Annotated in this window: 23 protein-coding genes and 3 tRNA genes; 13 read left to right on the forward strand and 13 right to left on the reverse strand. The window is 43.1% G+C overall.

Features of this window, described 5'->3' with window-relative positions:
• Positions 1-227 precede the first annotated feature (227 nt).
• On the forward strand, positions 228-482 hold the full coding sequence (locus tag RXX31_RS02180; protein WP_317587450.1) for a nitrite reductase: 255 nt from the start codon (positions 228-230) through the stop codon (positions 480-482).
• A 47-nt stretch (positions 483-529) separates the two neighbouring features.
• On the opposite strand, the gene RXX31_RS02185 is transcribed toward RXX31_RS02180, so the two are convergent.
• From RXX31_RS02185 to RXX31_RS02195, 3 genes are all read right to left on the reverse strand, one after another.
• Positions 530-1,318 carry a lipase family protein gene (locus tag RXX31_RS02185; RefSeq protein ID WP_317587451.1) on the reverse strand — a complete coding sequence of 263 codons (789 nt, stop codon included), beginning with the start codon at positions 1,316-1,318 and terminating at the stop codon, positions 530-532.
• A gap of 101 nt (positions 1,319-1,419) precedes the next feature.
• The gene (locus tag RXX31_RS02190; RefSeq protein ID WP_317587452.1) at positions 1,420-2,349 is read right to left on the reverse strand and encodes a CHAD domain-containing protein; all 930 of its coding nucleotides are present in this window, start codon (positions 2,347-2,349) and stop codon (positions 1,420-1,422) included.
• A gap of 121 nt (positions 2,350-2,470) precedes the next feature.
• Positions 2,471-3,880 (reverse strand): diguanylate cyclase, encoded by a 1,410-nt coding sequence (locus RXX31_RS02195; RefSeq protein ID WP_317587453.1) that lies wholly within the window; start codon positions 3,878-3,880, stop codon positions 2,471-2,473.
• 951 nt (positions 3,881-4,831) lie between these two features.
• On the opposite strand from RXX31_RS02195, the gene RXX31_RS02200 reads away from it, so the two are divergent.
• Positions 4,832-5,620 carry a DsbA family protein gene (locus RXX31_RS02200; protein ID WP_317587454.1) on the forward strand — a complete coding sequence of 263 codons (789 nt, stop codon included), beginning with the start codon at positions 4,832-4,834 and terminating at the stop codon, positions 5,618-5,620.
• A gap of 539 nt (positions 5,621-6,159) precedes the next feature.
• Here RXX31_RS02200 and RXX31_RS02205 read toward each other — a convergent pair.
• The gene (locus RXX31_RS02205; protein WP_317587455.1) at positions 6,160-7,980 is read right to left on the reverse strand and encodes a hypothetical protein; all 1,821 of its coding nucleotides are present in this window, start codon (positions 7,978-7,980) and stop codon (positions 6,160-6,162) included.
• 975 nt (positions 7,981-8,955) lie between these two features.
• Between RXX31_RS02205 and RXX31_RS02210 the strand changes: the two genes are divergently transcribed.
• The 3 genes from RXX31_RS02210 to RXX31_RS02220 all read left to right on the forward strand — a co-directional run bounded on the left by RXX31_RS02210 (position 8,956) and on the right by RXX31_RS02220 (position 9,231).
• Positions 8,956-9,042 (forward strand) — tRNA-Leu (locus RXX31_RS02210).
• An 11-nt stretch (positions 9,043-9,053) separates the two neighbouring features.
• Positions 9,054-9,129 (forward strand) — tRNA-Gly (locus RXX31_RS02215).
• Positions 9,130-9,157: 28 nt separating this feature from the next.
• Positions 9,158-9,231, forward strand: a tRNA-Cys gene (locus tag RXX31_RS02220).
• 60 nt (positions 9,232-9,291) lie between these two features.
• Here RXX31_RS02220 and RXX31_RS02225 read toward each other — a convergent pair.
• Complete coding sequence (locus tag RXX31_RS02225; RefSeq protein WP_317587456.1) at positions 9,292-10,263, reverse strand: diguanylate cyclase domain-containing protein; 972 nt, start codon at positions 10,261-10,263, stop codon at positions 9,292-9,294.
• Positions 10,264-10,448: 185 nt separating this feature from the next.
• Positions 10,449-10,856 carry a nucleoside diphosphate kinase regulator gene (rnk, locus tag RXX31_RS02230; protein ID WP_317587457.1) on the reverse strand — a complete coding sequence of 136 codons (408 nt, stop codon included), beginning with the start codon at positions 10,854-10,856 and terminating at the stop codon, positions 10,449-10,451.
• Positions 10,857-11,268: 412 nt separating this feature from the next.
• Here rnk and nirB point away from each other — a divergent pair, with 412 nt between their 5' ends.
• The 4 genes from nirB (at position 11,269) to cobA (ending at position 16,151) form a co-directional block, all read left to right on the forward strand.
• Entirely contained in the window at positions 11,269-13,833 is a 2,565-nt protein-coding gene (nirB, locus tag RXX31_RS02235; protein ID WP_317587458.1) for a nitrite reductase large subunit NirB, read from the forward strand.
• A gap of 13 nt (positions 13,834-13,846) precedes the next feature.
• Positions 13,847-14,170, forward strand: a complete 324-nt coding sequence (gene nirD / locus RXX31_RS02240) for a nitrite reductase small subunit NirD (protein ID WP_243978143.1) — start codon at positions 13,847-13,849, stop codon at positions 14,168-14,170.
• A 187-nt stretch (positions 14,171-14,357) separates the two neighbouring features.
• Positions 14,358-15,206, forward strand: coding sequence for a formate/nitrite transporter family protein (locus RXX31_RS02245; protein WP_317587459.1), 849 nt, complete (start codon positions 14,358-14,360; stop codon positions 15,204-15,206).
• Positions 15,207-15,380: 174 nt separating this feature from the next.
• Positions 15,381-16,151, forward strand: a complete 771-nt coding sequence (cobA, locus tag RXX31_RS02250; protein ID WP_317587460.1) for a uroporphyrinogen-III C-methyltransferase — start codon at positions 15,381-15,383, stop codon at positions 16,149-16,151.
• Here cobA and RXX31_RS02255 read toward each other — a convergent pair.
• On the reverse strand, positions 16,148-16,588 hold the full coding sequence (locus tag RXX31_RS02255) for a DUF4174 domain-containing protein (protein ID WP_317587461.1): 441 nt from the start codon (positions 16,586-16,588) through the stop codon (positions 16,148-16,150). The two genes, cobA and RXX31_RS02255, sit on opposite strands and share 4 nt — an antisense overlap.
• 120 nt (positions 16,589-16,708) lie before the next feature.
• On the opposite strand from RXX31_RS02255, the gene RXX31_RS02260 reads away from it, so the two are divergent.
• A complete protein-coding gene (locus RXX31_RS02260; RefSeq protein ID WP_317587462.1) occupies positions 16,709-17,197 on the forward strand; it encodes an NYN domain-containing protein in 489 nt (162 codons plus the stop codon).
• Between the two features lie 116 nt (positions 17,198-17,313).
• Here the strand turns inward: RXX31_RS02260 and RXX31_RS02265 are convergent, their stop codons facing one another.
• Positions 17,314-18,645: an anaerobic C4-dicarboxylate transporter gene (locus RXX31_RS02265; protein ID WP_317587464.1), complete on the reverse strand. Its 1,332-nt coding sequence runs from the start codon at positions 18,643-18,645 to the stop codon at positions 17,314-17,316.
• 397 nt (positions 18,646-19,042) lie between these two features.
• Here RXX31_RS02265 and RXX31_RS02270 point away from each other — a divergent pair, with 397 nt between their 5' ends.
• The gene (locus RXX31_RS02270) at positions 19,043-19,792 is read left to right on the forward strand and encodes a siderophore ferric iron reductase (RefSeq protein WP_317587465.1); all 750 of its coding nucleotides are present in this window, start codon (positions 19,043-19,045) and stop codon (positions 19,790-19,792) included.
• A gap of 56 nt (positions 19,793-19,848) precedes the next feature.
• On the opposite strand, the gene RXX31_RS02275 is transcribed toward RXX31_RS02270, so the two are convergent.
• Positions 19,849-20,040 carry a DUF2986 domain-containing protein gene (locus RXX31_RS02275; protein ID WP_317587466.1) on the reverse strand — a complete coding sequence of 64 codons (192 nt, stop codon included), beginning with the start codon at positions 20,038-20,040 and terminating at the stop codon, positions 19,849-19,851.
• A gap of 146 nt (positions 20,041-20,186) precedes the next feature.
• Here RXX31_RS02275 and RXX31_RS02280 point away from each other — a divergent pair, with 146 nt between their 5' ends.
• Positions 20,187-20,558: a nitrous oxide-stimulated promoter family protein gene (locus tag RXX31_RS02280; RefSeq protein ID WP_317587467.1), complete on the forward strand. Its 372-nt coding sequence runs from the start codon at positions 20,187-20,189 to the stop codon at positions 20,556-20,558.
• A gap of 52 nt (positions 20,559-20,610) precedes the next feature.
• On the opposite strand, the gene RXX31_RS02285 is transcribed toward RXX31_RS02280, so the two are convergent.
• Positions 20,611-21,771, reverse strand: coding sequence for an MFS transporter (locus tag RXX31_RS02285; protein WP_317587469.1), 1,161 nt, complete (start codon positions 21,769-21,771; stop codon positions 20,611-20,613).
• Positions 21,772-21,946: 175 nt separating this feature from the next.
• Complete coding sequence (trxC, locus tag RXX31_RS02290; protein ID WP_317587470.1) at positions 21,947-22,381, reverse strand: thioredoxin TrxC; 435 nt, start codon at positions 22,379-22,381, stop codon at positions 21,947-21,949.
• A gap of 167 nt (positions 22,382-22,548) precedes the next feature.
• Here trxC and RXX31_RS02295 point away from each other — a divergent pair, with 167 nt between their 5' ends.
• On the forward strand, positions 22,549-23,643 hold the full coding sequence (locus RXX31_RS02295) for a ketoacyl-ACP synthase III (protein ID WP_317587471.1): 1,095 nt from the start codon (positions 22,549-22,551) through the stop codon (positions 23,641-23,643).
• 85 nt (positions 23,644-23,728) lie between these two features.
• On the opposite strand, the gene RXX31_RS02300 is transcribed toward RXX31_RS02295, so the two are convergent.
• Positions 23,729-25,054 (reverse strand): DUF1501 domain-containing protein, encoded by a 1,326-nt coding sequence (locus RXX31_RS02300; protein WP_317587472.1) that lies wholly within the window; start codon positions 25,052-25,054, stop codon positions 23,729-23,731.
• A 9-nt stretch (positions 25,055-25,063) separates the two neighbouring features.
• Positions 25,064-26,623, reverse strand: a complete 1,560-nt coding sequence (locus RXX31_RS02305; protein ID WP_317587473.1) for a DUF1800 domain-containing protein — start codon at positions 26,621-26,623, stop codon at positions 25,064-25,066.
• Positions 26,624-26,771 lie beyond the last annotated feature (148 nt).

A 26,771-nucleotide genomic window follows, 5' to 3' on the forward strand; every position in this document is an offset into this window, starting at 1 on the left:
GGCCAGCTAATCCCAACCGTTTGACTATCACTTCGCTCTGCAGAGTTCTTTCATTCCAATCTTGTATCGACTGGTTTCATGTATTGTCACAGGAATGCAATCGTCACTTATTTTCCACACAAAGCACGCAAATTTTAATAAAAGCATAGGGTTAATCAATGTGTTGTTTGATATTTATTAGGTTAGTGAGTAATCTTTATCTGGACAACATTTAGAGGAATATAAGAATGGAATCTGTTGCTGATGTGCTGGTGGTTGCTATTGTGTTCGGTTCTTTGTTTGGTGGTGGGATAGTGAAGCTCATCCTGAACCATAAAAAGGAATTAAGAGCCTTGGAGGTGTCTGAACGCAACGCCATGAGTCAGGAAGACCAAGACAGCCTCAAAAAGCAAGTTAGTGAATTAAAGCGACGCGTAGAAGTATTAGAAAAGATTGTCACCGACAGTAAATACCAGTTGGATAAAGAAATCGCGTCTTTATAATCGAGATATTGTGAAAAAGCCGATTGAGCTCGGCTTTTAAATGTTTGTTATCTTTCATCAAAAAAGTCTTTGTTGCGAATATACTTACTCATCAAATGATAAGAGAAAGGGCGTAGTAGCCAACTGAACAGTGATCGCCCCAGTCGAATCATTGTCGGTGTATTCTCGTAAATCCTGCCGTTATATAACCACAGCATTTTGCCAACGTGCCAATACAGGAAGGGGACCGGAGGCATGAAAGTAACAATATCGATATCACAACAGATTCGATAGGTTTTATGCCCCAAACTATAGCGTTTCTTAAACGTCCAATCGCCAATAGCCGGTTGACCAAATGTCACAACACGTTTAATGCTTTTCGGATACTTGCTTTCGATATAATCGGCAAAAACGCTACCTATGGCACCACCAGAGGAGTGCCCGGTAATGGTAATGCGTTTACCTTGTAAGATAAGAGGGACGATGGTGTCTTCAAGGCGTTCGATGACACTTAAACCCAACTTGTCCTCATTTCTGCTTGGCATACTTTCCTGGAATAGTAAGTGGTAAAATCCAGCGTGAATACGATATTTAAGGCCTAATCGACGACAGCTTTTGGTCCACATTGCAAAGTTTAATAACCAATCAGAAAGGCTGTGAGAACCTTTAACGACGACAACAACTTCCTCTCGCTCTTTACTCCAGAGGACACGGATCATAATTTTTCCGTGTTCGTTTTTAATCACTCTCTGTCCGTTGGGATCGAATCCGTAACGAGTTTGTTTAAAGACGCGAGGATACGCCAAGTTACATAACACGGCGTAACGTTCGTACTGGTATCGTTTTAATGGTTTCACGTTATCTTACTTAGTCTTGCCCAACACAACACTTTAGAGTGAGATTATGAAGAATGAGTGAAACGCCACCCCTATATTCTCTTAATGGCACGACACATTAATTAATCACGATAAAGATCTAACGCGGATGATTGCTTTAAGAATCGATTGAATTGCTGTATATGATTCACGATAGCCTTTCGAGACTGATTATGTTGGCTTGTGATCTCTTTAATCAGCGCTTTCAATGCTTTTCGATCGGCTTTGTCTTTGACCGAAGTCTTTCTCAGCTGAGAGAAAAATAGGGTTTGTGTGGAGCTATCGTTGAAGTCACCGAGCTTATCTTGTAACGACTTGAGGTGTTTAACGTTATCTTTGTGTTGATCCTTCGGATAGAGTGCAGAAAAAGACTCGAGAAGATAGCGCAGTGATTTGCACTTTATCCGCAATGAATGGATAACGTCGTCCTTACTCGTAGCATTGATCATGCTGATCGATTTACTCACTTGGTTAAATTGAGTCAGAATCTTACTGTTTGCAAAACTTAGCGGTTTTACTGCCTCAGAATGATGCTCGTATTGCTGTGCGCGGTACAGGCTATTTTCAATCAGAATTGAAGTGCTGCGGTATGTACTGCTTCTCAACCAATCAGCGACTTGTTGATGCTCTTTGAGTTGGTGGGCTTCTATAGAAGAAAAAATGCGCTCTAACGATGACTTATGGTCAGGGAGCATAGATAAATAACGTGCTTTATCCATGACGAATACATCCAGATCGCGTAATAAATTGGTTTTCTTCATCACCAATTTCAAGTTTGGTTTGAGGAGCTTTCGTTCAAATGAAGGTAGGAGTTCTTTTAACAAAAGGCACAGTGAGCGAATACGTCTGAACGTGACACGGTATTGGTGATTGCATTCGGGATCTTGACCAAGGATTACGCCTTCCTCTAGGGACTTTGCATAGCCAAATTCATTGATCAGAAAATCAGGAAGTATAAAGTGAAGATCCGAATCAAAATACAACGGCAAATGAGACGGAGGCCTTTTAGACATAGTCAGCAAACTCCCAAACGCAGACGTTTTAGATAGATAAATGGTATACCTAAATACGTAATTCTTCGAGTTTGGGATAGCTATTAGACGTAATAGAAGTGTGTAAAAACGCTATGGTGCCTTAACCGACCTTTTGTAAATAGTCATGATAAATGATGACTTGGTTTCTGCCTTGGTGCTTGGCGTCATACAATGCTTTGTCCGCTTCTTCCAGTAATGCTTCAAAGTTGTCTTGCTGATTGAAGACGGCCACACCAATACTAACGGTCAAATTAATCAACTTATCATCAGTAAGGCAGGGGCTTTTTTCGATTAATACTCGAATCTTATTCGCGATTTCTTCCGCTTTTTTTTCATTGGTCAACGGCATAATAACGGCAAATTCTTCGCCGCCTATGCGACCAAAGATATCGGTCTTTCTCAATCCTGTCGCACATACTTGGGTGAAATGCGTTAATGCCTTATCACCAACACTATGTCCGAACTGGTCATTAATGTTTTTAAAATAGTCGATATCTAAAACCAAAACGGACAGTTGTTTTTCTGCTAATAGACGGCAGGTATTAAATTCGTTGACGCCCACCATCATAAAATAACGGCGGTTCTTTACTTTTGTTAAAGGGTCTGTCGTCGCTTCCTCAAACAATTGCCCCTCATATTCTTCACGGCTGACTTGCTCTTTTTTCAAAATATACATAGTCACTGCAGTAATAATGAAGGCAAACAAGATCGTGATGAGAGTGATTGCAGGGATGATCGCCTTACTAGGAACGTGAGGTTTCCAAGATAGGTATGCAACGACCTGACCGGAAGGGGAGTAAAGCGTCGTAAAACTTGTCAGCCCTTCAGAGCTATTAGTCAAATTGAGGCCGAAGAGTTGATAATCGTTTTCAAGGACGCGGAGGTAGTCAGCATCGATCCGCTTCCCCAACGCTAGGTAAGTCCCTTTGTGTGGTTGTCGCGTTTGTTCACTGACAAAAGGACCACCGACAATGTGATATACATTTTGCCCGATACGGTAAAAGCTATTGGTAAGCTTATTTTCGGTAGTCAGTTTTTTGGATACGCTCATCGACTCAAGGAGTGGTTGTTTTAAGTCGTTAAAGCTGATCGCTTGAGCATCGTCACTTTTTATTAGGTAAATTTCTTGATCTTGCTGAGTGACTGCGACGCTGAAATCAAAGTCATGCTTGTCCATGAGGTAGTCACCAGAGTTGGTCTTAGCCCAATCTAAATCCCTTTCGACTTCTAATTTTTGGTACGCCACATCCCAGAAAGAATATTCTTCCAGGGAGTCCCTTGCGATGCGTTTTTCAAGCTTTATCGCTAAGTGAACTCGATGCGCTAATTCATCGGCTGCAAGGTTATCTAGTGAATTTAAAAAGTATACAAGACAACCGAACACAGAAACCACCATGACACACAAAAGCCAAGTTATCGTGCGGGTTAATGACTTAGCTGGTAAAAATGTCCGTGTTTGCAGTTTCGTCATGTCTATTGAAGTTGTCGTAGGTTGGAGTCGATCAATCATAAGTCGCTACATTAGCACAGCATGTTGTTTATTTGCCATAGTAATCGTAAGTGTATTGCTCATCACTTACTATGATAGATACCATTGGCAAGAGTGCTGGTATCACCTTCGATAAAGTATCTCCTCAGGGACGACAGGCCTATTTGGGGTACTTAGGAAGGTGTGAACAATGAAGTGCCCTCAATGTTGTTATGCATCATCTTTAGCGTCCAAGTGTGATACAAGCGATAAACACCAAGCACGCGATGATTAAGAGGGTAAGTTCTTTATTACGTAATGTCATAACGGGTCCTCCCCATATAGCATAAAAAGATTAATTAACGATAAGTAACTGGCAGAGACAGAAGTGAGAAATTCCTCCAGCTATAACAACATCAATCTATATAGTTAATACTATATTAAGACCATATTTTGTTTTGATTATTGATAGTAATATTGAGTTAAATCAATTAACTAGCAAGTAAAAAATTAAGTCCATTAGTTAGTGATTTAATCTTCTTTAGATAAATTCAATATAAATGCTACTTAATTCAATAAAGATAACTTTAGTGCGAGTAAAAAGTTGCACGTTATTGATAAATAAATATAAGGATGTCTTATTTATGGTACTCGTATAGTAGAGTGTTGATTTATATATGTATACACGAGTCACCAAGGTATTTTCTCCGCTTTTATCAAATTGACTTATGTACACACCTTGACGATACTTTTTACAAATTGAAAGAAGTGGCGGTTTAATAATAAGTTGAAAATTGTTTTCATATGTTTTTAGGGGTATCACCGACAGGAGATACCTATGAAATGTCATATCTACGGTTTATTAATGATAAATGTGACAGTAATGATGATGTATGCAATTTATCTTCAAAGCTTGAAACGGCCCACCTTTCATTATTGCAAGGCAAGGTGCGAGCTAATCGTACCGACACTGTTTCATAGTGGGGGCATAACATGATAAAGCACGTCGCAAGGTTTGTAGTTCCGTTGGGTCTACTACCATTTATCTTTGGCTGTGAGGATACAGCTGAGTTGAAATCAGAAATCGAATCATTAAGACAGGAGGTAAGCCAACTTTCGAAGGACATGGGAGAGATGCAAACTGAAGTAAAAGAGATGAAAGAGTTGGCATTCAAACCACAAAAAAAACAACCACGAGTAATACCAAATCAACCTAACTTCACTGAAGATGGCAACCTCCCTGTACTGGGAAGTAAAGATGCGAAAGTCGCGATCATTGAGTTTTCAGATTTCCAATGTCCTTACTGTAAACGCTTTACCGACAATACTTTCAAACAGATAAAAGAAAACTTCATTGATACTGGTAAAGTGCAATATGTCGCGCGAGATTTCCCACTTAATTTTCATCCTCAAGCAATGCCAGCCGCCATCGCTGCGACATGCAGTTTCAAACAAGACTCCTATTGGCCGATGCGAGATATGTTATTCACTAATATTAAACAACTAGGAGACGAGTTTTATCAAAAAGCTGCCACAGATTTGTCATTAGACATGCAAGCGTTTGCTGATTGTCTGAAAGATCAATCGGTAGCATCTAAAGTTGAAGAAGATTTAGCCTTAGGCAAATCCCTCGGTGTGAGAGGTACACCGAGCTTTTTAGTTGGACGTGTCGAAAATGGTGAACTTATCGCTCCCCAAATCTTAGTAGGTGCGCAGAGGTATCCAGTTTTTGAATCACTACTTAATAAGTTAGGGAAAGAAAAGAAAGAGTCTGAAAAATAAAACAGTTATTAAAAAGGCAGCTAAATTAGCTGCCTTTTTACTCTATGGGTAAAGATTATTTAAAAAACAAGTCATTATTGTTATTTTAAGAGTGGACTATTGTAGATTAATCATGAGGCTTATATGAAGGTTTGAGTTGGTGTACTTTAGTGTACATCGTCTTCGTTTTGCATTTTTCAGCACAACCGACTTTTTGGATAAGCAGTGAATATTAACGTCCTGAGCAATAACTATGATCACCGAAGGTGACATACACCTTGCGAATTTTGTTACGAAAAAAGGGAAAGCCGTCGTGTATATAAATGGAGATGATATTGTCGGTTATGCGTGCCTTACAAATTATTTAAAATAGCGATAATTTGACTTACTACAGAATCAATAATGCCAAATCAACATCAACTGCGACAGTTTATATTGAACTGCAATTGAGTGACTCGAATAATAATACTTCTCCCAACAAAGTTGGTGGAAAAGGGAAAAGGAATAGTTTGAAAAATAAATAAAGGGGCGTTACCGCCCCTTTCATAAAGATTTATGGTTTAATCACTTGCTGGCTGATCTTGAGGATTCGGACATAAGTCACAGGTTGCTGTATTAGACGTTTGCCCTGGGTACTCTAGGTCTTTAGTATCCGCTACTGGTGAAGTTGCTGTAACGGTTGCTTGGTTAGATAAAGTACCGTATTGCCCCTCTAGCTCTGTAAGCATAGTAGGGTAGTAGGTCCGGGTAACGCTCTCACAAATATTACCTCCACTAGCTGGAATCCATGCATTGTCACCATCCTTACATGCATACAAATCACTTTCAGAATTAAACACTGCACAAGTATTACCAGCACCACAACTCACAGTATCATCTGTACCATTACAGCTAAGTGCATAATCTAGTTTATCGAAAGGTGCACTCAATGAAGTATCCATATTGTCTGTCAAGCTAGTAATTTCCAAAGGTACATTACCTGTATTACATATATCAACAGTGTACTGTTTCGCTACTGCGAGAACACTACCTGTAGCATCAAGGTAAGTATCACAAGACTTATCTATGGAGATAAGTGGCGTTAAAGGAAGAGGGGTACACGGTTCAGGCTTATCGAGATCATCACTTATTGTTGAGGTTGGTCCAGTGCTTGCCGTAGCAGTTACAGTATTTGTACCACCATTCACTGATGAAATGTACGAACCAGTGAATTCAATGACTTCATTTACAGCCCAAACATCATTACCTGCACCCAAATCTTCAGGATAACCGCTATCACTAAATGCAGTGCCATTACTTGGTGTATCATCGATGGTCACGAGTTCATCAACAGGCAAGGTACCTGGACCTGCATTTTTGATTTGAATGGTATAATCGATATTGAAAGTGCCATTGTTGTTAAAGCTGGTTGCTGCACACGTTTTCGCAACTTCGATCTTACAAAGTTCAAAACTGCCAACAACAAAGTCTGCTAACGCAGCGTCAATTGAGCGAGACGCACGAGTTTCTACTAGGAAAGTGGAAATACACGGAATATCCCTACCTTCAAACAGTTTTGTCAAATTTAAACGACCTTCTACAAATGACTCGTGAGGAAATTCGTCAGTTTCACCCGTTTTTGCTTCATACGTCCAACCCAATACGTTAGGTAAAGGTGTCGATGTGGCATTAGTTATCGCACATATTAAATCATTTCCTTCGTATTCCTCTCCACATTTAGCACCTACGAATGAGTCATCTTTAGGATCTCCAAATGTGACGTAACGCTCGACTAAGTTGTCTGCCACAGTTGTAGCATCAGGGTTCGTTGTCCATTCCAATATTTGGACATAAGGACGTCCGTTAGCTGATTGAGGGAATGATATTAGTACAAGTATATCTCCGTCTTTATGAACCCCTTCAAAGCTGCCCCGAGTTTGCCCTTCTGGTATACCCACACTATCTTGCAAGAACCATACACCGACATGGGTATCCCCGTTGTTCGCATAGCGATCACCTCCGAAGTATAAAAGTAATTCACCTAAATCATTATATGCTGCCATAGCATATGCATTGGTAATATCGTCTTTCGGTTGAGGTGAGCCAGAACGGAATTTCCATTCTGATACATCTTTTTCATCTTTAGATTGTCCGCCAGAAAAAATGGTATCTGAACCATTTTTATCTTTCGCAAAAAACTCAGCTATGCCAATTAACGAATTAGGATCGTTGACTGCTTCCCAATCAGGCAATCCAGCAGTGTTAGCGTTTAGTACATCTGCATCTAACTCTAGTTTGTCGTTTTCTAGTCCATGAGAAGCTAAAACAGTATAGCTACACATCGCAGTGAACAAAGCAACAAAACCGGACAGAATTAGTTTCCGTACCTGTATTATGTTCATCTTTCTTCTCCTTTAATACTTACGAGTTAAATTTCCAAAAGAAAGATATTTTTGGTGATTAAAAAGCTTTCATTTTGTTAACCGCGAACCATCTATCTGCGATAACAACAATTTTTGAAAGATAACTCTAAGTAGATTGCAATATTACTAAGTTCGACAAATACTTCCGTTTTCTATCTGTTGTATGAACTCCCAACTTTACTTAATGGCCTAAAAACGTTGATAGCTTTGTACTGAACGTTTATGACTCATTTATGTTCTTCCCCCTTTGGCGGTGGCTAAGACTAGATTAGTAATTGGTAGATTAAACAACCCCAACGATGATATTCGTCATAACTATTTCCTTAGAAAATTGTGAGCGACTTTAATTACGTAATGGTTTTCACTGTACGAATCAACAGCAATCGATTATTAAACGGCAGAAATCTAAAAATATGCTGTTGTTAAGTCGAACGCTCAGAGAGAAAGCAATAAACAAACCAAAATCTATCTGATTGATAAATAGTAGAATTATTTTTAATGGAGGGTGTTTTGTGTCGATCTGGTGAACAGTTTGTTAACCTTGTGTTGTGCGATATATGGCAGTGTTTAGAATATATATTTTAACTTCAACCAGTTAGGGTAGAGTTAAAACATTACTGAAAGTAGGTGTACTGGGTTAACAGGTGTACACTTGGTTTACAGTTTTGCGTACGCACTTTTAAAACAAGAGATCGGAGTTGTTTTGTCAAGCTTAGATACCTTGGCAGATCAACCCTGAAACTTTAATTCACAACATGCATAGAGATGTTTGTATTCCAGGTGTTTAATTGTTGTTCTGATTGTTTGACTATTAAACCGCAAAGATCGCATTTTAATCACCTAAATCAAAAAGATAACTTTTTTGTTGACGGTTAATCTCAATAGGTTAAAGTACGCCTCGTTCTCACGGCGAAGGTCGTTGAGAAGATGGTGTTACCATCGCATGATTGCGTTGCCCTGGTGGTGGAATTGGTAGACACAAGGGATTTAAAATCCCTCGGCGTTCGCGCTGTGCCGGTTCAAGTCCGGCCCGGGGCACCATCTTACATTTTGCGACACTAGCTCAGTCGGTAGAGCGCAACCTTGCCAAGGTTGAGGTCACGAGTTCGAACCTCGTGTGTCGCTCCACTTTAATTAGGTGGAAACAATTCAGAAAGGCGCCTTGGCAGAGTGGCTATGCAGCGGATTGCAAATCCGTGGACCTCGGTTCGACTCCGGGAGGCGCCTCCAAAATTCTTAGAACCAGTCTTTATGACTGGTTTTTTCGTATCTGATGGTGACTAACTGAAGTTAAGTGAGTTCGATAAACGCGACGCCATTCTTGCCATTCTTCTTTATCTCATACATGGCGGCATCTGCTTTTTGATAGATCGCTTCGAAGCTTCCGCTATTGGTCTGAAAAATACATACGCCAATACTTAATCCCACTTTCATTAGCGATTCACTGCGTACATTCATGACAGTCTGCATAACGGCAGGTACACAGGTTAAAAGCCGATCACAGATTTTAGTCAGCTCATCTCTCGTGGACTCTTTACATAAGATAACGAACTCGTCACCACCTATCCGTGCAATTTGGGCATCAGAAGGGGCCAGTTCTTTGAGACGGTTGGCAATGCTAATTAATAAGTTATCACCAGCGTGGTGCCCCAGTTCATCGTTGACGGTTTTAAAATTATCCACGTCGAAGAAAATCAGTGCTTGCTTGTCTGATTGCTGAAGGTCTGGATTGGCACTAAAACATTTTTCCATGGCAGAGCGGTTAAGCAAACCGGTTAGCGGGTCACTATTGGCGAGTTTAGCCAGTTGCTGCTCATAGCGTTTTTCTTGAGTAATGTCGATGTGCGTTCCCATCATACGGAGCGGAGAGCCATCATCTGCGTACTCTACAATCCGACCTCTGTCCGAAACCCAGCTGTCGCTGCCATCTTTATGAACCATGCGGTGTACAACTTGGTAAAGGTCGGTCTTTCCTGCCAGATGATCCTCAAATGCACCGACAGCGAGATCATAATCTTCTGGATGGAGGTTGTTTTTCCAGGTTTCGACCGTTGCGGTTAGTTCGTTAGGCTGATAACCCAACATCTTTCCCCACTGCATATTGAAAATCGTCAATGTACCTGATGGGATATGTTGTTCCCATAGACAAAGCCCATTGCTGTCGAGTGCCGCATTCAGTTTTTCTTGCAGGCGAGCATTATCACGTTTGAGTTGTTCATTCTCTTTTTCTAGTTGCTCTATTCGCTTTAAATACGCTTCCATGTTCCAGCTATGACGGTTATCGATGCATTTAATATACGAAACATATCGATAGCTTTCTATTAACTTTGATGGAGTCAGTAGAAAATATCAGAGGATGGTTTTGAATACGCAGAATATTGGAGCAGACGAGAAAGCCGCTCCTGGTGCAAAGTGATTAATGTTCCTTTGCACCGGGACTACTGAGGCTAGCGGGTTAGGGCGCCACTTTGCTCAGATTCGAAGGTGACATTGACGATCTCAATGGTTTTCGTTTGATTATTTGGCATTGGCCAGTCGAGTTTTTGCCCAATTGAAAGGCCGATTAACGCACTGCCTACCGGAGCAAAAATTGAGATATCGCCACTGTTTTTCAGATCTTGTGGGTAGACAAGTGTTCTGGTAAGTACTTTGTCGTCGCCAGAGAACTTAAATTCCACAGTAGAGTTCATACGAACGACGTTGTCTGGCATTGCTTCTGGCTCCAGAACGATAGCTCTATCAAGTTCTTCTTCCAGCTTGATTAACTCTGCAGCGACACTTGGCATCTTATCCAGCATCGCTGTGATTCTATTGATATCGATGTTTGAAATATAGATAGGGTTGATTTCTGACATTTTCTAACTCCAAAAACAAAAGGCCGCCTCATAAATATGGGACGGCTTTAATATGTCTAATAGGGTGTATTTCACGTGAATTAACCACATGAATAGGTTGTGATTCTAGTCCTTATATACCCCATTAGCCAGTAAAAGATTTTTATTGATAGGATTGATTTTTATTTATAAATCAAAGGCTTTATAAGTGTGAGTGGGTGTGAAGGTTAATGATAAGAACTGAACGTATTGTTGTTTGTTAGTGGTCAATTATGTGTTGCTAACTTACCATATATTATTGAAATTACACGTAAGTAATCGGTTCTACCCCTTTAGGGTAGTTTAAAATTGTAATTGATTTACATCATGTATTAATTTTCTTACACAAATGAAAATGAGCTCAGTGATAAAAACCTAACCCTTAGGAATTATAATGAGCAAGTTGAAGCTAGTAGTCATCGGTAACGGTATGGTAGGGCATCGTTACATTGAAGACTTGGTCGAGAAAGCGGATGTCACCGAGCTGGATATCACCGTTTTCTGCGAAGAACCGCGAGTTGCCTACGATCGTGTGCACCTTTCCTCTTACTTTTCACATCATACAGCCGATGAACTTTCGCTGGTAAAAGAAGGTTTTTACCAGAAACATGGTATCAACATGTTGATCGGCGAACGTGCCATCAACGTTAACCGTGAAAATCGCATCGTTTATTCAAGTACAGGGCGTGAAGTTCAATACGACAAATTGATTCTAGCGACTGGCTCATTTCCTTTTGTTCCGCCTATTAAAGGGCATGAAAGTAAAGACTGCTTTGTTTACCGAACTATCGAAGATCTAAAAGCGATCGAAGCGTGTGCTAAGAACAGCAAATCAGGTGTGGTCATTGGTGGCGGTCTGCTTGGTCTTGAAGCGGCGGGCGCACTAAAAGCATTAGGTGTGCAAACGCATGTTGTTGAGTTCGCCCCAAAACTGATGGCAGAACAACTTGACCTTGCGGGTGGTAATCAACTGCGTCAAAAGATCGAGCGTATGGGCGTGAACGTTCACACTAGCAAGAACACGCTTGAGATTGCTCCTGAAGGGGAAAACGCACGCAATGTGATGCGTTTTGCTGACGGCACAGAGTTAGAGACTGACTTCATTGTTTTCTCTGCGGGTATCCGTCCTCAAGACAAACTTGCTCGTCAAATGGAGCTAGAAGTAGCACCTCGTGGAGGTGTGGCAATTAACGACCACTGTCAGACTTCTGATGAGAACATTTACGCCATCGGTGAGTGTGCGTCTTGGAACGAAATGTTTTACGGTCTTGTCGCTCCTGGTTATAAGATGGCGACGGTTGCTGTTGATCACTTACTGGGTAACACAGAAAGCAAATTCGAAGGCGCTGATATGTCGGCGAAACTGAAATTGCTTGGCGTAAAAGTCGGCTCTATTGGTGACGCGAACGGTCGTACCGAAGGCTGCAAAAGCTTTGTTTACCAAAACGAAGAGCAAGAAGTTTACAAACGCCTGATTGTCTCTGCAGATAACAAAAAGCTACTTGGTGCGGTGCTAGTTGGTGATACGTCTGACTACGGCGATCTCCTGCAGCTCATGCTAAACCAAATCGACCTACCAGAACACCCGGATGCGCTTATCTTGCCTGCACACGCAGGTGCTGAGAAACCAGCACTAGGTGCTGACGCCCTACCTGAAAGTGCAGTGATCTGTTCATGTTTTGATGTGACAAAAGGCAAAATAGCACAGGCGGTAGCGGATGGTCACCATACATTAGGCGACATTAAAGCCGTCACTGGTGCAGGTACTGGTTGTGGTGGTTGTATTCCTCTTGTGACTTCAGTACTCAACGCAGAGCTTGCGAAGTCTGGTATTGAAGTGAAGAACGACGTATGTGAACACTTTGCTTACTCTCGCCAGGAGCTGTTCCATCTTATTCGCATTGAAGACATTAAAACGTTCGACGAGCTACTAGAGAAGTACGGTAAAGGCTACGGCTGTGAAGTATGTAAGCCGCTAGCTGGTTCGATTTTAGCGTCTTGCTGGGGTGAGCACATTCTTAAGCCACAACTGGTTAAGTTACACGACACCAACGACAACTTCCTGGGTAACATTCAAAAAGACGGTACTTACTCTGTGATTCCGCGTATGGCTGGCGGTGAAGTAACCCCTCAAGCCTTAGGCTCGCTAGCAGCAGTCGCAGAAGAGTACAACTTATACACCAAAGTGACAGGCGCCCAACGTATCGGTCTCTTTGGTGCTCAAAAAGACGATCTTCCGGAGATCTGGCGCAAGCTAATCGACGCTGGTTTTGAAACCGGTCAAGCGTACGCTAAAGCCCTTCGTATGGCTAAGACGTGTGTGGGTTCTACCTGGTGTCGTTATGGTATTCAAGATTCGGTTGGTCTGGGCTCATTCATCGAAAACCGCTACAAAGGTATCCGTACTCCACACAAGATGAAGTTCGGTGTGTCTGGTTGTACTCGTGAATGTGCCGAAGCCCAAGGTAAAGATCTTGGCATCATCGCAACAGATGCTGGTTGGAACATGTACGTGTGTGGTAACGGCGGTATGAAGCCTCGTCACGCAGATCTGTTAGCAAGCGATCTGGATAAAGAAACGTTAATTAAGTACATCGACCGTTTCATGATGTTCTACATCCGTACGGCTGCGCCACTACAGCGTACCTCAGTTTGGATGGAAAACATGGAAGGTGGTGTCGACTACCTACGCGAAGTGATCGTAAACGACAAACTTGGCATTAATGATCAATTAGAAGCAGACGTTGCGAAACTTGTTGACGAGTACGAGTGTGAATGGACAGCAACCATCAACGACGAATCACAACTGACTCGCTTTGCACACTTTATTAACTCAGATAAACGCGATGAAAACGTTGTGTTTGTACCTGAGCGCGAACAGCACCGCCCGGCGACCTTCACGGAGAAACACCCTGAAGCGAAAGGCGACATCCTACACGTAGCCATGACTGAAGCTTAAGGGAAGGTGGATTATGTCATTTGAAAAAATCTGTCACATTAACGATATCGTACCGGGTACTGGTGTTTGTGCACTGATTAATGGTCAGCAAGTTGCGGTATTTCGCCCGACTGAAGCGGAAGACGTGTTGGCAATTAGTAATACCGATCCGTTTTTCCAATCAAACGTGTTATCGCGTGGTTTGATTTGTCAGCACCAAGGCGAGCTTTGGGTAGCGAGCCCGCTTAAGAAGCAACGTTTTAACCTAACCACCGGTGTTTGCATGGAAGACGAAGGTTTTAGTGTGAAAGCGTACAAAACACGTGTTACCAATGGTGACGTCGAGATACAAGCTTAGCGAATATGCCCTCCTCAAACGAGGAGGGCATTGATTGAATACTTAGATTTAATAGGTAAGGGCTTCCCTGAGGTCGTTTCTGGGAGGACACCGACAAATGACCACGACAACCGCGAGTCGTAATTGGGAAGCCTTTCTCTATTCAATCTCTAACTTTTAACTTTCATTTTTGAATAAGGACACGTTCATGTCTACAGACTTTAAACCGGCTGAATTCGTGCAAACCATGATCAACGTTGGTGAAGCGAAAACCAATACCAGCACACGAGATCTACTGTTACGTGGTACGATGGCGGGCATCATACTTTCTTTAGCGGTTGTCGTTGCCATTACGGCCATTGTACAAACTGGTATCGGAGTCGTCGGTGCTTTGGTCTTCCCGGTCGGCTTTGTCATCTTAAGCGTAATGGGGTACGACCTGGTCACTGGTGTATTTGGCCTCGCTCCGTTAGCTAAGTTTGCTAACCGCCCGGGTATTACTTGGGGTCGAGTTTTCCGTTGTTGGGGTCTTGTTGGTTTAGGTAACCTGATTGGTTCTTTAATTGTGGCTTACCTGGTTGCGATTTCTCTTACTGGTAACTTTTCTTTAGAACTGAACGCTGTCGCGCAGAAGTTTGTGGCGGCATCGACAGCACGTAGCCTTGGTTTTGAAAACATGGGCATGGATGGATGGATCACCTGTTTCGTGCGCGGTATCTTCTGTAACCTGATGGTATGTCTGGGGGTAATCGGAAACATGACTGCGCGTTCTGTGTCTGGACGTGTTGCGATGATGTGGCTGCCAATTTTCATCTTCTTCGCACTGGTATTCGAGCATACCGTGGTAAACATGTTCCTGTTCCCGCTAGGTATGATTCTGGGTGCTGACTTTGGTATCGCGACTTGGTTGAACTTTAACCTAATTCCAACCATTCTGGGTAACATCGTTGGTGGTCTGGTAATGACTTGTCTTCCACTGTACGTAACTCACGCAAAAACTGCGCCTTCTCTTACTGCGGAAGAAGAAGTAAAAGCACAACCTGTAATGGTAAAATAATTCGCTTGTTATGGTCCCGATTATAAATGGGTGGGACCATGCTTTACTCTTAACTTTCGCAATATATTTTATAGGTTTAGCGATAAAAAGTAATAACTCCTTAGAGTGGTTTTAGCCCCAACTGAGACGTTCGAGTGTTACTCTTTATATCTAAATTTTTCAATAGGCCATTTTATGACGACCACTAACACCTCGTTAAACAGCGGTTTTGTATCACTTGTTGGTGCAGGGCCGGGTGACCCGGATTTACTCACCGTAAAGGGTTGGAAAGCGATTCAATCTGCTGAGGTGGTGGTTTATGACCGACTGGTCTCTAAAGACATATTGGCGTTAGCGGATCCAGGTGCAGAAATGATCTACGTAGGCAAGAAGTTAGATTTTCACTGTGTACCGCAAGAGCAAATCAACCAGTTGTTGGTACAGAAAGCGCAAGAAGGTAAGCGTGTTGTCCGCTTAAAGGGCGGTGACTCATTCATCTTTGGCCGTGGCGGTGAAGAGCTAGAAGAGCTTGCCGAACACGGAATAAAATACCAAGTGGTTCCTGGCATTACCGCGGCGGCAGGAGCAACCGCCTACGCTGGTATCCCACTGACGCATCGAGATCACGCTCAAAGTGTTCAGTTTATTACCGGTCACGTCCAGAAAGATGGCCGTGAGATTGAATGGCATTCATTAGCGCAGTCCAACAACACTCTGGTGTTCTACATGGGGTTAAAACAGAGTGGGTATATCATGGATAAACTGATTACACATGGTATCAATCCAGAAATGTCGTGTGCAATTATAGAAAACGGTACCCGCCCAGAGCAACGTGTGCTTCTCGGTAAATTGAAAGAGCTATCCAGTATGGCCGAGCAGGCTGAAAGTCCGGCTTTAATTGTCGTTGGTAGTGTAACGCAGCTTCATCGCAAGTTAGCGTGGTTCCGTGAAGCGATAAACGCTTAAATTTTACATGGGCTATGCTGTGTTTGCATTTCTTGTTTACGCATTGGCATTTCATCAATTAATTCGTTGATGACTTGCCAATCGGTCTCTGCGCCCCAGCGATACTTTTCGAGACCATCTTTACCGAGTAAAATTGCGGTGTATTCGCCTTTTTTTGCATTGTATTTCTTCGACAATCCAGATAAATCCAGTTCCTCTTTTATTCCTTCCGGAAACGTAAAACCATCTTCGGCAATGACTAAAGTGACGACGTCACGTTCCTCCAGTTCACACTCGTTCATGAGTGTTTCTAACAGGAATTGTTTAACGCGTGCATCGTTCTCAGGAGCAAAGAAGAGTACGCTGCGATGTGGCCAGTACTGAGCGTAAGAAGGGTAGCTAAAGGTGGTCGGTGATACTAGCCCTAAAAGTAATATCAAGATGATTGTTTTACTCATGACTGATCCTTTACATACTAACACTCTCGTTTATACGTTAAGTTTAGTGGAAATGGCTCATTGTGCTTTTATACAAACTGGCTTAGGGTAGGCAGCAAACTAACTATGGTATAGAAAGAAATGACTTTGGAAAGTAAACAAAAGATCGCGATTCTGGTTGATGTACAGAACGTCTATTACACCTGTCGTGAAGCCTACCGCAGTAATTTCGATTACAACCAGTTTTGGTATGTCGCCACACAAGGCAAAGAGGTTGTCAGCGCCAAGGCTTATGCGATTGCAAGTAATGATCCTAAGCAACGACAGTTTCACCACATCCTTCGAGGCGTCGGTTTTGAGGTCATGTTAAAACCTTATATCCAGAGACGCGACGGCAGTGCTAAAGGGGATTGGGATGTTGGTATTACGTTAGATGCAATAGAGGTCGCCCCTGATGTTGATGAAGTTATTCTTGTTTCCGGCGATGGTGACTTTAGTTTGCTGGTGGAGCGTATCCAGCAACGTTACAACAAGAAAGTGACAGTTTATGGCGTACCAAGACTGACATCGCAAACACTTATTGACTGTGCAGACACTTTTGTTGAAATCGACGACGATTTTCTGCTTTAAATAGCAACAGAGAGGATGTTGGCAGGGTCGGCTATTAAGTTCCAGCAATGAAAAAGGCGAATCATTTCAGGCGTACGTTTGCGTACAATGACTCGCCTTTTATTCAAACGCGGATACTATGATGGAATGATGATTTGACCTAGTAGGTAGCCCAAACAACAAGCACCAATCACACCAATCAAACCTACCGCCATAAATGAGTGGTTGAAATACCATTTACCAATCTTCGTCGTACCAGACGTATCGAAGTTTACAGTTGCGATATCCGAAGGGTAGTTAGGGATAAAGAAATAACCGTAAACCGCAGGCATCAAACCGATTAGTAAAGCCGGGTCCAGACCCAACCCCAAGCCAACTGGTAGCATCATACGTGCCGTTGCGGCTTGAGAGTTCACCACTACGGACACGATGAATAGCGCGAGTGCGAACGTCCAAGGATAATCAGTTACCATTTCAACAATACCCGATTTGAACTGAGGCATCGCGTATTGGAAATAGGTATCAGACATCCAGGCGATACCAAAGATTGCAATGGCAGCCACCATACCCGATTTGAAAACAACACCATCAGGTACTTTACGCGGATCGGTTTTTGTTGCCAGAAGAATAATACCGCCAAAGCAGAGCATCATCATTTGGATGACGACAGCCATGCTAATTGGTTTTTCGCCATCGACAATCGTACGAACTTCAGGCCACATCGCGATAACAACAATAACCAAGATTGCTGAAATGAACATGAGTACGGAATTACGCGCGCTGGTTGGAAGCACTTCATCTAAAGAGGTTGCGGTTGTGGTTAAGATCTTTTCGCGCCACACCGGATCTGTCAGGCGATTTTGGTATTCTTCATCGTCTTCCAACTCTTTACCACGTTTCAAGCTGTAAAGTGACATTAGGAGCGTACCGAACAGTGTCGCTGGTACAGTCACAAGCAGAATAGAAAGCAAGGTGATCTCGTGTTGAATGTCAGACAGTTGCGCCAGATAGTAAACCACTGCGGCTGAAATAGGAGAGGCTGTAATCGCGATTTGAGAAGCAACAGAGGCGGCTGCCATTGGTCTCTCAGGGCGAATACCATTTTTCAGAGCGACGTCACCAATGATCGGCATGATGGAGTATACCGCATGACCAGTACCTAGCAAAAAGGTCATAGAGTAAGTCACAAATGGCGCAATCAAGGTCACGCGTTTTGGATTTTTACGCAGCAAGCGCTCGGCGACTTGCAGCATGTACTTCAAACCGCCTGCAGCTTCAAGGATCGATGCACAGGTTACCACCGCTAAAATGATTAACATCACCGTGACGGGAGGAGAGGTTGGCGGCATATTAAAGATGAATACTTCGATCACCAGACCGATGCCAGAAACGACCCCGAGTCCGATACCGCCGTAGCGTGAGCCGATATATAGCATCACGAGCAAAAATAGAAACTCTAGATACAACATGAGTGGATTTCCTTATGAAAAACAATTGCTTCCATTGTTTCTATATTTGCGGAAAAAGTACTTTATGTTGTTCACATTACTGCATATGACACTCAGCAATGTTTAAGAACGAGTATTAACTCACGCTACAAGCTTCATCTGTTAATGGGCGTTTATCGATGTGTGTTCATTGTGTTTACAATTTGGTTGTCGAGTGCGTAAAAATGCGACGCGCTTTAAATAATTGTTGTGATTTCACCTGATTTTTCGTAACTAAGTATGTCCCAATGAGGAATGTAGAAACGAACTCTGACTGAACTCTCATGAGCTTACATCTTGATGTAAAGGATAATGGTTTGCATTTATATTAATGTTTGAGTATAAAGAGTTTGCCTGTATACAAACAAACTGAATAGCCATGTCCGAGTCATTCTTTCCGCAACTTTTCCAAACTACAAATGCTATAACTCCATATCTGCATGGTGAATTAGGCAGCATAAACCAAGGCGAGATTCATACTGACAATGACATTAACCCCATTATCCAGGATTTATACCAGCAGCTTTCTGAAGCGTCTCCAGAAGCGGGCAGAGCTTATTGGTTGACGAGAACCTGGGATTTATTATGTTGGCAGCCGGTGTATGTGGCGTTGATATCCATTTATCACCTTCACTCGCTACCGAACCTTTATGCAATGGCTCAATCTGTGAAGCCGTGTTTTGTCACTGGATATCGATTTGAAGATGAATCCCTTGTCCAAGGGGATTACAAAACACTGATAAGTTCGGCAGGAACCCAGATTAAAGAACTCTTTGACTACTACCAAGTTCAAATGAGTGAATGGACCCGGATTCGTCCCGGATTTACGCATCAATTAATTTCAGACGGTATTTTGGCTGGTTTAATTAGACTGCAGCAGCAATTTCCACAATTGACCAACGACATGATCAGAGAGCATGCGATTCTATGGCTTGAAGCGCTTGGTTTAGATACCGATAACGTTCATTCACTCTATGAGCAATCTGCCTCCCAACCATTGAAACTGGTGAGAAAAAGTTGTTGTTTGGTCTACAAATGTGAAGGTAGAAAACTTTGCGATAACTGCCCTAGATTGGCGGAAAATAAACAGCTAATAGCGGTAAAAAGTGATAAGGATCAACTTAGCTAATTGATAATTATTATATTTTCTCTTGCTACATAAAAGCCGCTGTTATGCGGCTTCTTTTATGCTTCGTCACTAGGTTCCGTTTTTGCACTTTGTACAGGCGACTCAGCCAATTGGTCTTGTTCTTCAGCTTCCATTTTGGCACGCTCTGCTTTTGAGATGTAACGTGGCTTGTTACTCTTATGCAGCTTAGCGTTTTGTTTCTTCTGTTTTGATTTTAAGATCTGATTGATTTTTTTCTTGCGGTTCATGGTGCTGGTCCTTTAATTTAGCGAGGCAGGATAGTGATTTTTCCACCAAGTTACAACTTTAATGGATTCCTTGTTAAAGCCCTGACCACTATGCGGCTGTCTACGTATCTATTGAGTGTAAACAAACTTTTAATTTGGCTGATACAATGAGCGATATTTTACTCGGTAAACTTGCCACTGAATTTAAAACCGTCAAAGCGATGGTAGAGGTGTATTGTCGGGCTCATCATGGTAGCAATGAGCTTTGTTCTGAATGCCGTGATTTGCTTGAATACGCTGAGATGCGTCTTGATCGCTGTCCTTACGGTGAGGATAAACCAACCTGTAACAAATGCCCAATCCACTGTTATAAGCCTGAGCCAAAAGAGCAAATGCGTTTGGTCATGCGTTATTCTGGGCCAAGAATGCTGTTGAAACATCCCATATTAGCGATTAGGCATTTGCTGCATGAAAAGCGAGAGGTGCCAGAAAAACCAACGACGAACGTATCGAATCGCTATAAGCGCCGGAGTAAATAAAAACGAGAGCATGTTGCTCTCGTTTTTACATTTTGGTTTTGGCTAGTATCGATTAGAGCCCTGTTGCCATTTGGCGTTTTGTTTTACTCGCAGCCAGTAACATGTATAGGCATGTCGCGACCAAAGCGGCAAATAGGTAACCTAACAATCCATGTAGCTGACCCATGAAGCTGTCCGCTACAACTGGGCCGGCAACTGAACCAACACTGTAGCTAAACAGCATCACTTGAGTTGCGGAAACAATAAAACGGTCTTCGAGTCCTTCACAACCAAGGTTAATTGCAATTGGGTAGAGGGCGAACGTTGCCGCTCCTAGCAAGAAAAGCGCTGCTGCTAACACTTCGGTTGATGAAGAAATAAATGTCAGACCAATCGAAAACATCCCAACCAGACAGAAAAGCGCCATTAATATGATGCGGCTCATGTACTTGTTCAACATCGTTACTAGTGGTTGTATTGCCATACCGCCTAAAATCACTAATGCCATCAATGTGCCTACTTGCTGATGGCTGATATCGCGATTAACAAGCTCAAGAGGCATCAGGCCGTATATCGCACCAAGCGTTAACCCAGAAACAATGCATCCGATGATAGCTGCATGGTTGAGTTTTGTAATCTGCTTGAATGATAACGCTGTTGATTCGTGGCTATTTGGTTGCTCGCAATCAATGAATTTAAGTACCAGTATCGCCATTAAAATTAACGTCGTGATCGCGATAAACGGAACACCGCCGCTCACGCCAAGTATACCAATACCGAATTGGCCTAACGCTGATCCACCGTACAGAGAGAGCATGTACAAGCTCAGGCGTTTTGCTCTTGACGTTTCATCGCCAGACATTAGCCATGATTCCACGATCACAAAAACACCCGCTACGGTCATGCCCGCAATAAAACGCGCCAATAACCATACTAAACCGTTTGCAAATGCAGGTAGGGCGACGATCGTGAACGAGAATACCACCAAACAACCGATAAACGCTTTACGGTGACCTGTTGTGCGTACGATGCGCTCAAAAAACAGTGCCCCAATTAATAGACCAACATAAAACACGCTTGCCAGCCAACTCGCGTAGTCGGCAGAAATGTTGTACTCAGCAAGCATTAAAGGTATCAAGCTCATTAAATAGCCAGAAGCCACCGCATATAGAGATAATGCGATGACAGGAACAGTGATACGTGGTGATGTTGGAAGTAAAGCTTGGTTTTCCACTGCTTTGCGCCTATTAGTTTATATTTTTCAGGTAGTTTATGGGCGCGAATATGAAGCTAATTATTTTACAAGTAAAACGATAAATTTGAGTCGTATCGACAAATGTTCTTTATCAAAAATAGGTGGGATTTTGCGGAATAAAAAGCCAGCTAAAAGAGGCAGCTGGCTTGATAGGTCACTTAGTAACCGCTTGATTTAACCACTGTTCGAACTGTGATTTAGGCAGCGCTCCATTGATCATGTCAACACGCTGTCCATTTTTGAAAACCATGATGGTTGGAATACTGCGAATGCCAAATTGCGCCGCAAGTTGTTGTTGGGCTTCTGTGTCAATTTTTACAAAACGAGCCGTTCCTGCTTTTTCCTCTGCAACATCAGAGAAAACAGGTGCAAAACCGACACATGGATTACACCACGGTGCCCAAAAATCCACGACGACTGGCGTAGGGCTTTGTAATAGTGCGGAAAAGTTTTCCACGGTGCCTTCTATAGGTGCACCATCTAATAGGGGGCTTTTACATTTACCACAGGTTGCATTGTCTGCAACACGTTCGTTAGGTACACGATTTAAACCGCCACAAGATGGGCAGCGAGTTTTAAACGATGACATGACTTCTTCCTTTATGACAACTTTGTGAAAACTTGACTTATCAGTCAGCTCCATAAAGCGTATAATTTTTTCTTTACTTTGGACTTGCTGCTAACTGGCAAGTTTTTATTTGAACCTATCTAGGTTCTAAGAAACTTAATTAAATTACAACAATAAATAGGTCTGTGATGTCAAATTACTACGCTGAAATTACAGGTTGGGGAAAATGTGTACCACCAACTGTACTTTCTAACGATGATCTTAGTACTTTCCTTGATACCTCTGATGAGTGGATTCGCTCGCGCACTGGCATCGAAAACCGCCGCATTAGTCACGTAAACACCTCTGACATGGCTACCGTAGCTGCAAAGCACGCGTTAGCTCGTGCTGGTGTCGATGCAAGCGAAGTTGATCTGATTATTGTCGCGACATGTTCGCCTGATTCCCTAATCCCTAATATCGCATCTAAGATTCAGCAAAACCTGGACATTCGTGCTGCGGCTGCTTTTGATCTAAATGCGGCCTGTACCGGCTTTGTTTATGGTCTGGAAACGGGCACCCGTTTGATTCAGTCCGGAAATTACCGTCACGCCATTATTATTGGTGCTGAAAGGCTGTCTTTTTTCATCGACTGGGCAATGCGTGATACCGCAGTCTTGTTTGGTGACGGCGCAGGTGCGGTTGTATTATCTCGAACTGAGAAAGAAACTGGTCTGCTGCAATCTAAAATTGGCTGTGATGCAAAAGGGCGTGACATACTTGCTGTGCCTAAATTTGGCTCTTGTATGGATCGCTTTGCCGAAGATAACGGTTTCTGGGATTTCAATTTTGTTGGACAGGAGATCTTTAAACGCGCAGTGAAGGGCATGGGTTTAGCAGCGAAAAACGTGCTTAAAGAGTCTAACCTCACTACCGAACAAATCGATGTTGTGATTCCGCATCAAGCTAATATTCGAATTATCCAGACCTTGTGTGACCTTTCGGGAATTCCACAAGATAAAGCGTTTGTAAATATTCATAACTATGGCAACACCTCAGCGGCGACAGTGCCAATTGCATTGTGTGAGGCGTTAGAGCAAGGCCGAGTCAAGCCAGGTGATAACTTACTTCTGGCTGCTTTCGGTGCTGGTCTAACATGGGGTGCTGCTGTTCTTAAATGGGGTGACCGCGTAACGCCAATTGCTGAAAGTGACGCAGCATTACCTGAGTGCGATAAGTCAGCACTGGAACTACTAGAACGTGCAATCCGACTTTGCAACGAGCGTCGCCGTAACGAAGCGTAACCGATTGTTATCAAATACCAAGGGAATGATTGAACAAGGGAGCAAATCCGCTCCCTTTTTGTTGTCCATTTTTTATGTCCCTTACTTAGGACATAAAACCAAGATTAGCGTCGGCAAAGTTGCGGATATTTGGGAAGACATATTCCAACGCCGAATTATCGCTGACCCCCATCCATTGCGCTAGAGTTGCGCTGACTTGATCGGCGGCTATTGTTGGAATGAGCCTGCCTCTCGAGTAGTCGTCTTGACCACCCAGAACTAACTCGGGCCACGTACCGATAGGCTGGTTGCTGTTGACCGCACCACCTAACACCAATTGATGTCCACCCCAACCATGGTCGGTGCCGTTGCCATTGCTTGTCATTCGACGCCCAAAATCCGACATCGTAAAAGAGGTGACACTTTTGCTCAGCCCTAGCTTATCGACTGACTGGTACATGGCGAGCAAATTGGTGGCCAAATCCTCCAACAATACGGGATGTCTTGCGAGTTGTGAGTCGTGAAGATCATAACCGTTGTGTTTGACAAAAAATATTTGACGTTTTTGGTTCAAATCATTCTGACTGGCAATAAGCTTAAATACGGTTTGCATCTGTTTGCCAAGATCTGAAGAGGTGAACAGTGGCGAGTCTTCTATTTGGTTCAATTGATCCGCGAGGATCTGGCTCATCGTCATTGATTCATTAATCATTAAATGAAAATGCTCACTAAAGGGGTTATTCGCACTGTCAGACAATAAGCGTTCATAAATCCCTTTATAGACAAGATTGTCTAACGCGGACAGTTTTACGGCACGGTCCTTTTTCAATACCGTCTGTCGATGCTCCATCGCTCTCAACCAAAGCGATTCTCCATACACACTGTAGAGAGGGGAAACTTGAGCATTTGAATTTAATACATCCAGGATACGCCCGGCCCAGCCCAAATTACGTGATGCTTCCATTCCACCGAGTAGCCAAGAATCGGTTTGAGAGTTGTGAGAGAACAACTGATCGGGCAGAGGTAACTCCCCAGAGTCAATGGATTGTTTGGTGAGCGGCTGATCGAGAATGCCGCTATTGACGGCAATATTGGCGTCGCCACGTTCAAAAACTGATGAAAGCGTGCCAAGCTGTGGGTGTAAACCTAGCGGCACCTTTCTCCGGTTTGCGTCCAATACATTCAGTCCGGTTGGGACGATTGTTTCCTTGGCGACGGAAAGAGCACCTCTCACATCAGCATATTGTTTATAGTGAAAGTCTGACAGTGGCAGGATCGTATTAATAGCGTCGTTTCCACCCATTAGATAAACACAAATAAGGGCGCGGAAGTCGTTGCCTGGCGAAGCGAGTGAATAGGCTGGCAATCCCATTGATGCAAAAGCGCCTAGTGAGACTGACCCTTTTATAAAATCACGTCGTGAATGGTCCATCGTTCACTCCTAGTACTGAAGATAAAATTCTTCACCTGAAAGGGCGGTGAAGATAACGATTGAGAGTTTGGCTTTTGGGACATACTCAGATTGATAATCGTCGAGCACGTTAAGCATGAGTGCTTTCAATTCGGCAGATGCAGTGCCTGCAAAGAAACGCTCATTGATTCGTTCAACGAGTGCTGCATGGTCGTCAAGCAGGGAATAGAGCTCATCAAGGTTAAGGGAGTAAGTAGTATCCCCTCCGTTACGGATATCGTTGAGCATAAAGTTCGCGATGTCGGTATAGGCTGACCAGTTGAGCAACTGGTATTCTGGTGACACCATTGAAGACTGCATAAATTCACTCGATGGTTGATAACCAGGAGAGTAGAAGTTAAATACAGAAGGCGCGCGCAGTGGTCCTTGGTTTGCGATATTCATAACCGTCGTCGCGTCATCATATCTTGCGCCTTTCAAGGTAAAGCCCGCTGCCCGATGAAAATTGGCTAAAACCAAAATAGGTTCTTTCACTTTTTCGGGTTGACGTTCAGGCTTCAGCCTCGCTTCTTTATCAAATAATATCGCGTTAATCACCGCACTCAGATCGCCTTTAACCCCTTTGCCATTATCATTAAACACCGCAGAAACACGGGTTACGTACTCAGGGCTTGGATTGGAAGTGACGAAGCGTTGTATCAGCCGTTTCGATATAAATGGGGCGATATTCGGGTGAGACATTAAAATATCGATGACTCGGGACAGTTCCTCCTGACCAGTAAGCCCCGCTGGAATGGTTGTACCCAGGATCGATTTTTCGCCGGAGTCATGCAGGCTACTGACGACTTGCATGGTTTTCACAAACTCAGTATCGCTGTTCTTCCACCCAGTTAACGCACGAGCCAGTTCCTGAACGTCGTCTTGTGTGTAAGTCGGGACAGGTTTACCTGTAATCTTGTTCACAACCGCGCTGCCATCGGGGTTAAGTTGATAAAGACCGAGCGTGAATAGTTGCATGAGCTCTCTGGCAAAGTTTTCATCTGGTAATGCGCCTGTAGACGGGTTCTCTTTAGCACTTCCCATCATTGATAAGTAGTTACCCATCACAGGGTGCGTCGCGATTTCGTATAGCAGATCCCGATAATTACCAAATGCATGCTTTATCAGCACATCGTAATAGTTGACTAAACCGGCGGGTTTGCCTGAAAGAACGCCACCATAACGAGAAACCACCAATATCTGACTGAGTGCAAAGGCCATTCTTTGCCTGAGCTGGTCATCAGAAGTGATGACGATCTGGTACCAGGCGTTTTCACGATTAGCTTGATCGCCTTTAGAAAACGGCGTGTTATAAAGGGACTGGTGATAAGTTGGAGGGAGAAGCATCTGTTGTTTGACCCAGCTTTCGATACCCTGTTTTTCGACTGTCTCAATGAGTGCCGGGGTTGGGCCAAAAGTGGTTTGATAGAGAATACGGGCAATATCGTCGGATGTTTCACTGCCTGAATAAACAGGTTGTATCGAAACAATGAGTGATATGAACACCCCTAATAACCAATAAGAAATTCGATTCTTTTTCTGATGTACCATCAATGACTCGCTTACCTAAGAAAGAGTGTAAATCAATTAACTTAGTGAGCGAGTATAGAGGGCGCAATTCACCTGTAAAAAGCGTTCTGGATGAAATTAGTACTATTTTAGGTAATTGAGGATGAGTCAGTTCCAGGTACTCGTTGCT

It is taken from the genome of Vibrio sp. EA2, assembly GCF_033042495.1.
GTDB lineage: Bacteria > Pseudomonadota > Gammaproteobacteria > Enterobacterales > Vibrionaceae > Vibrio.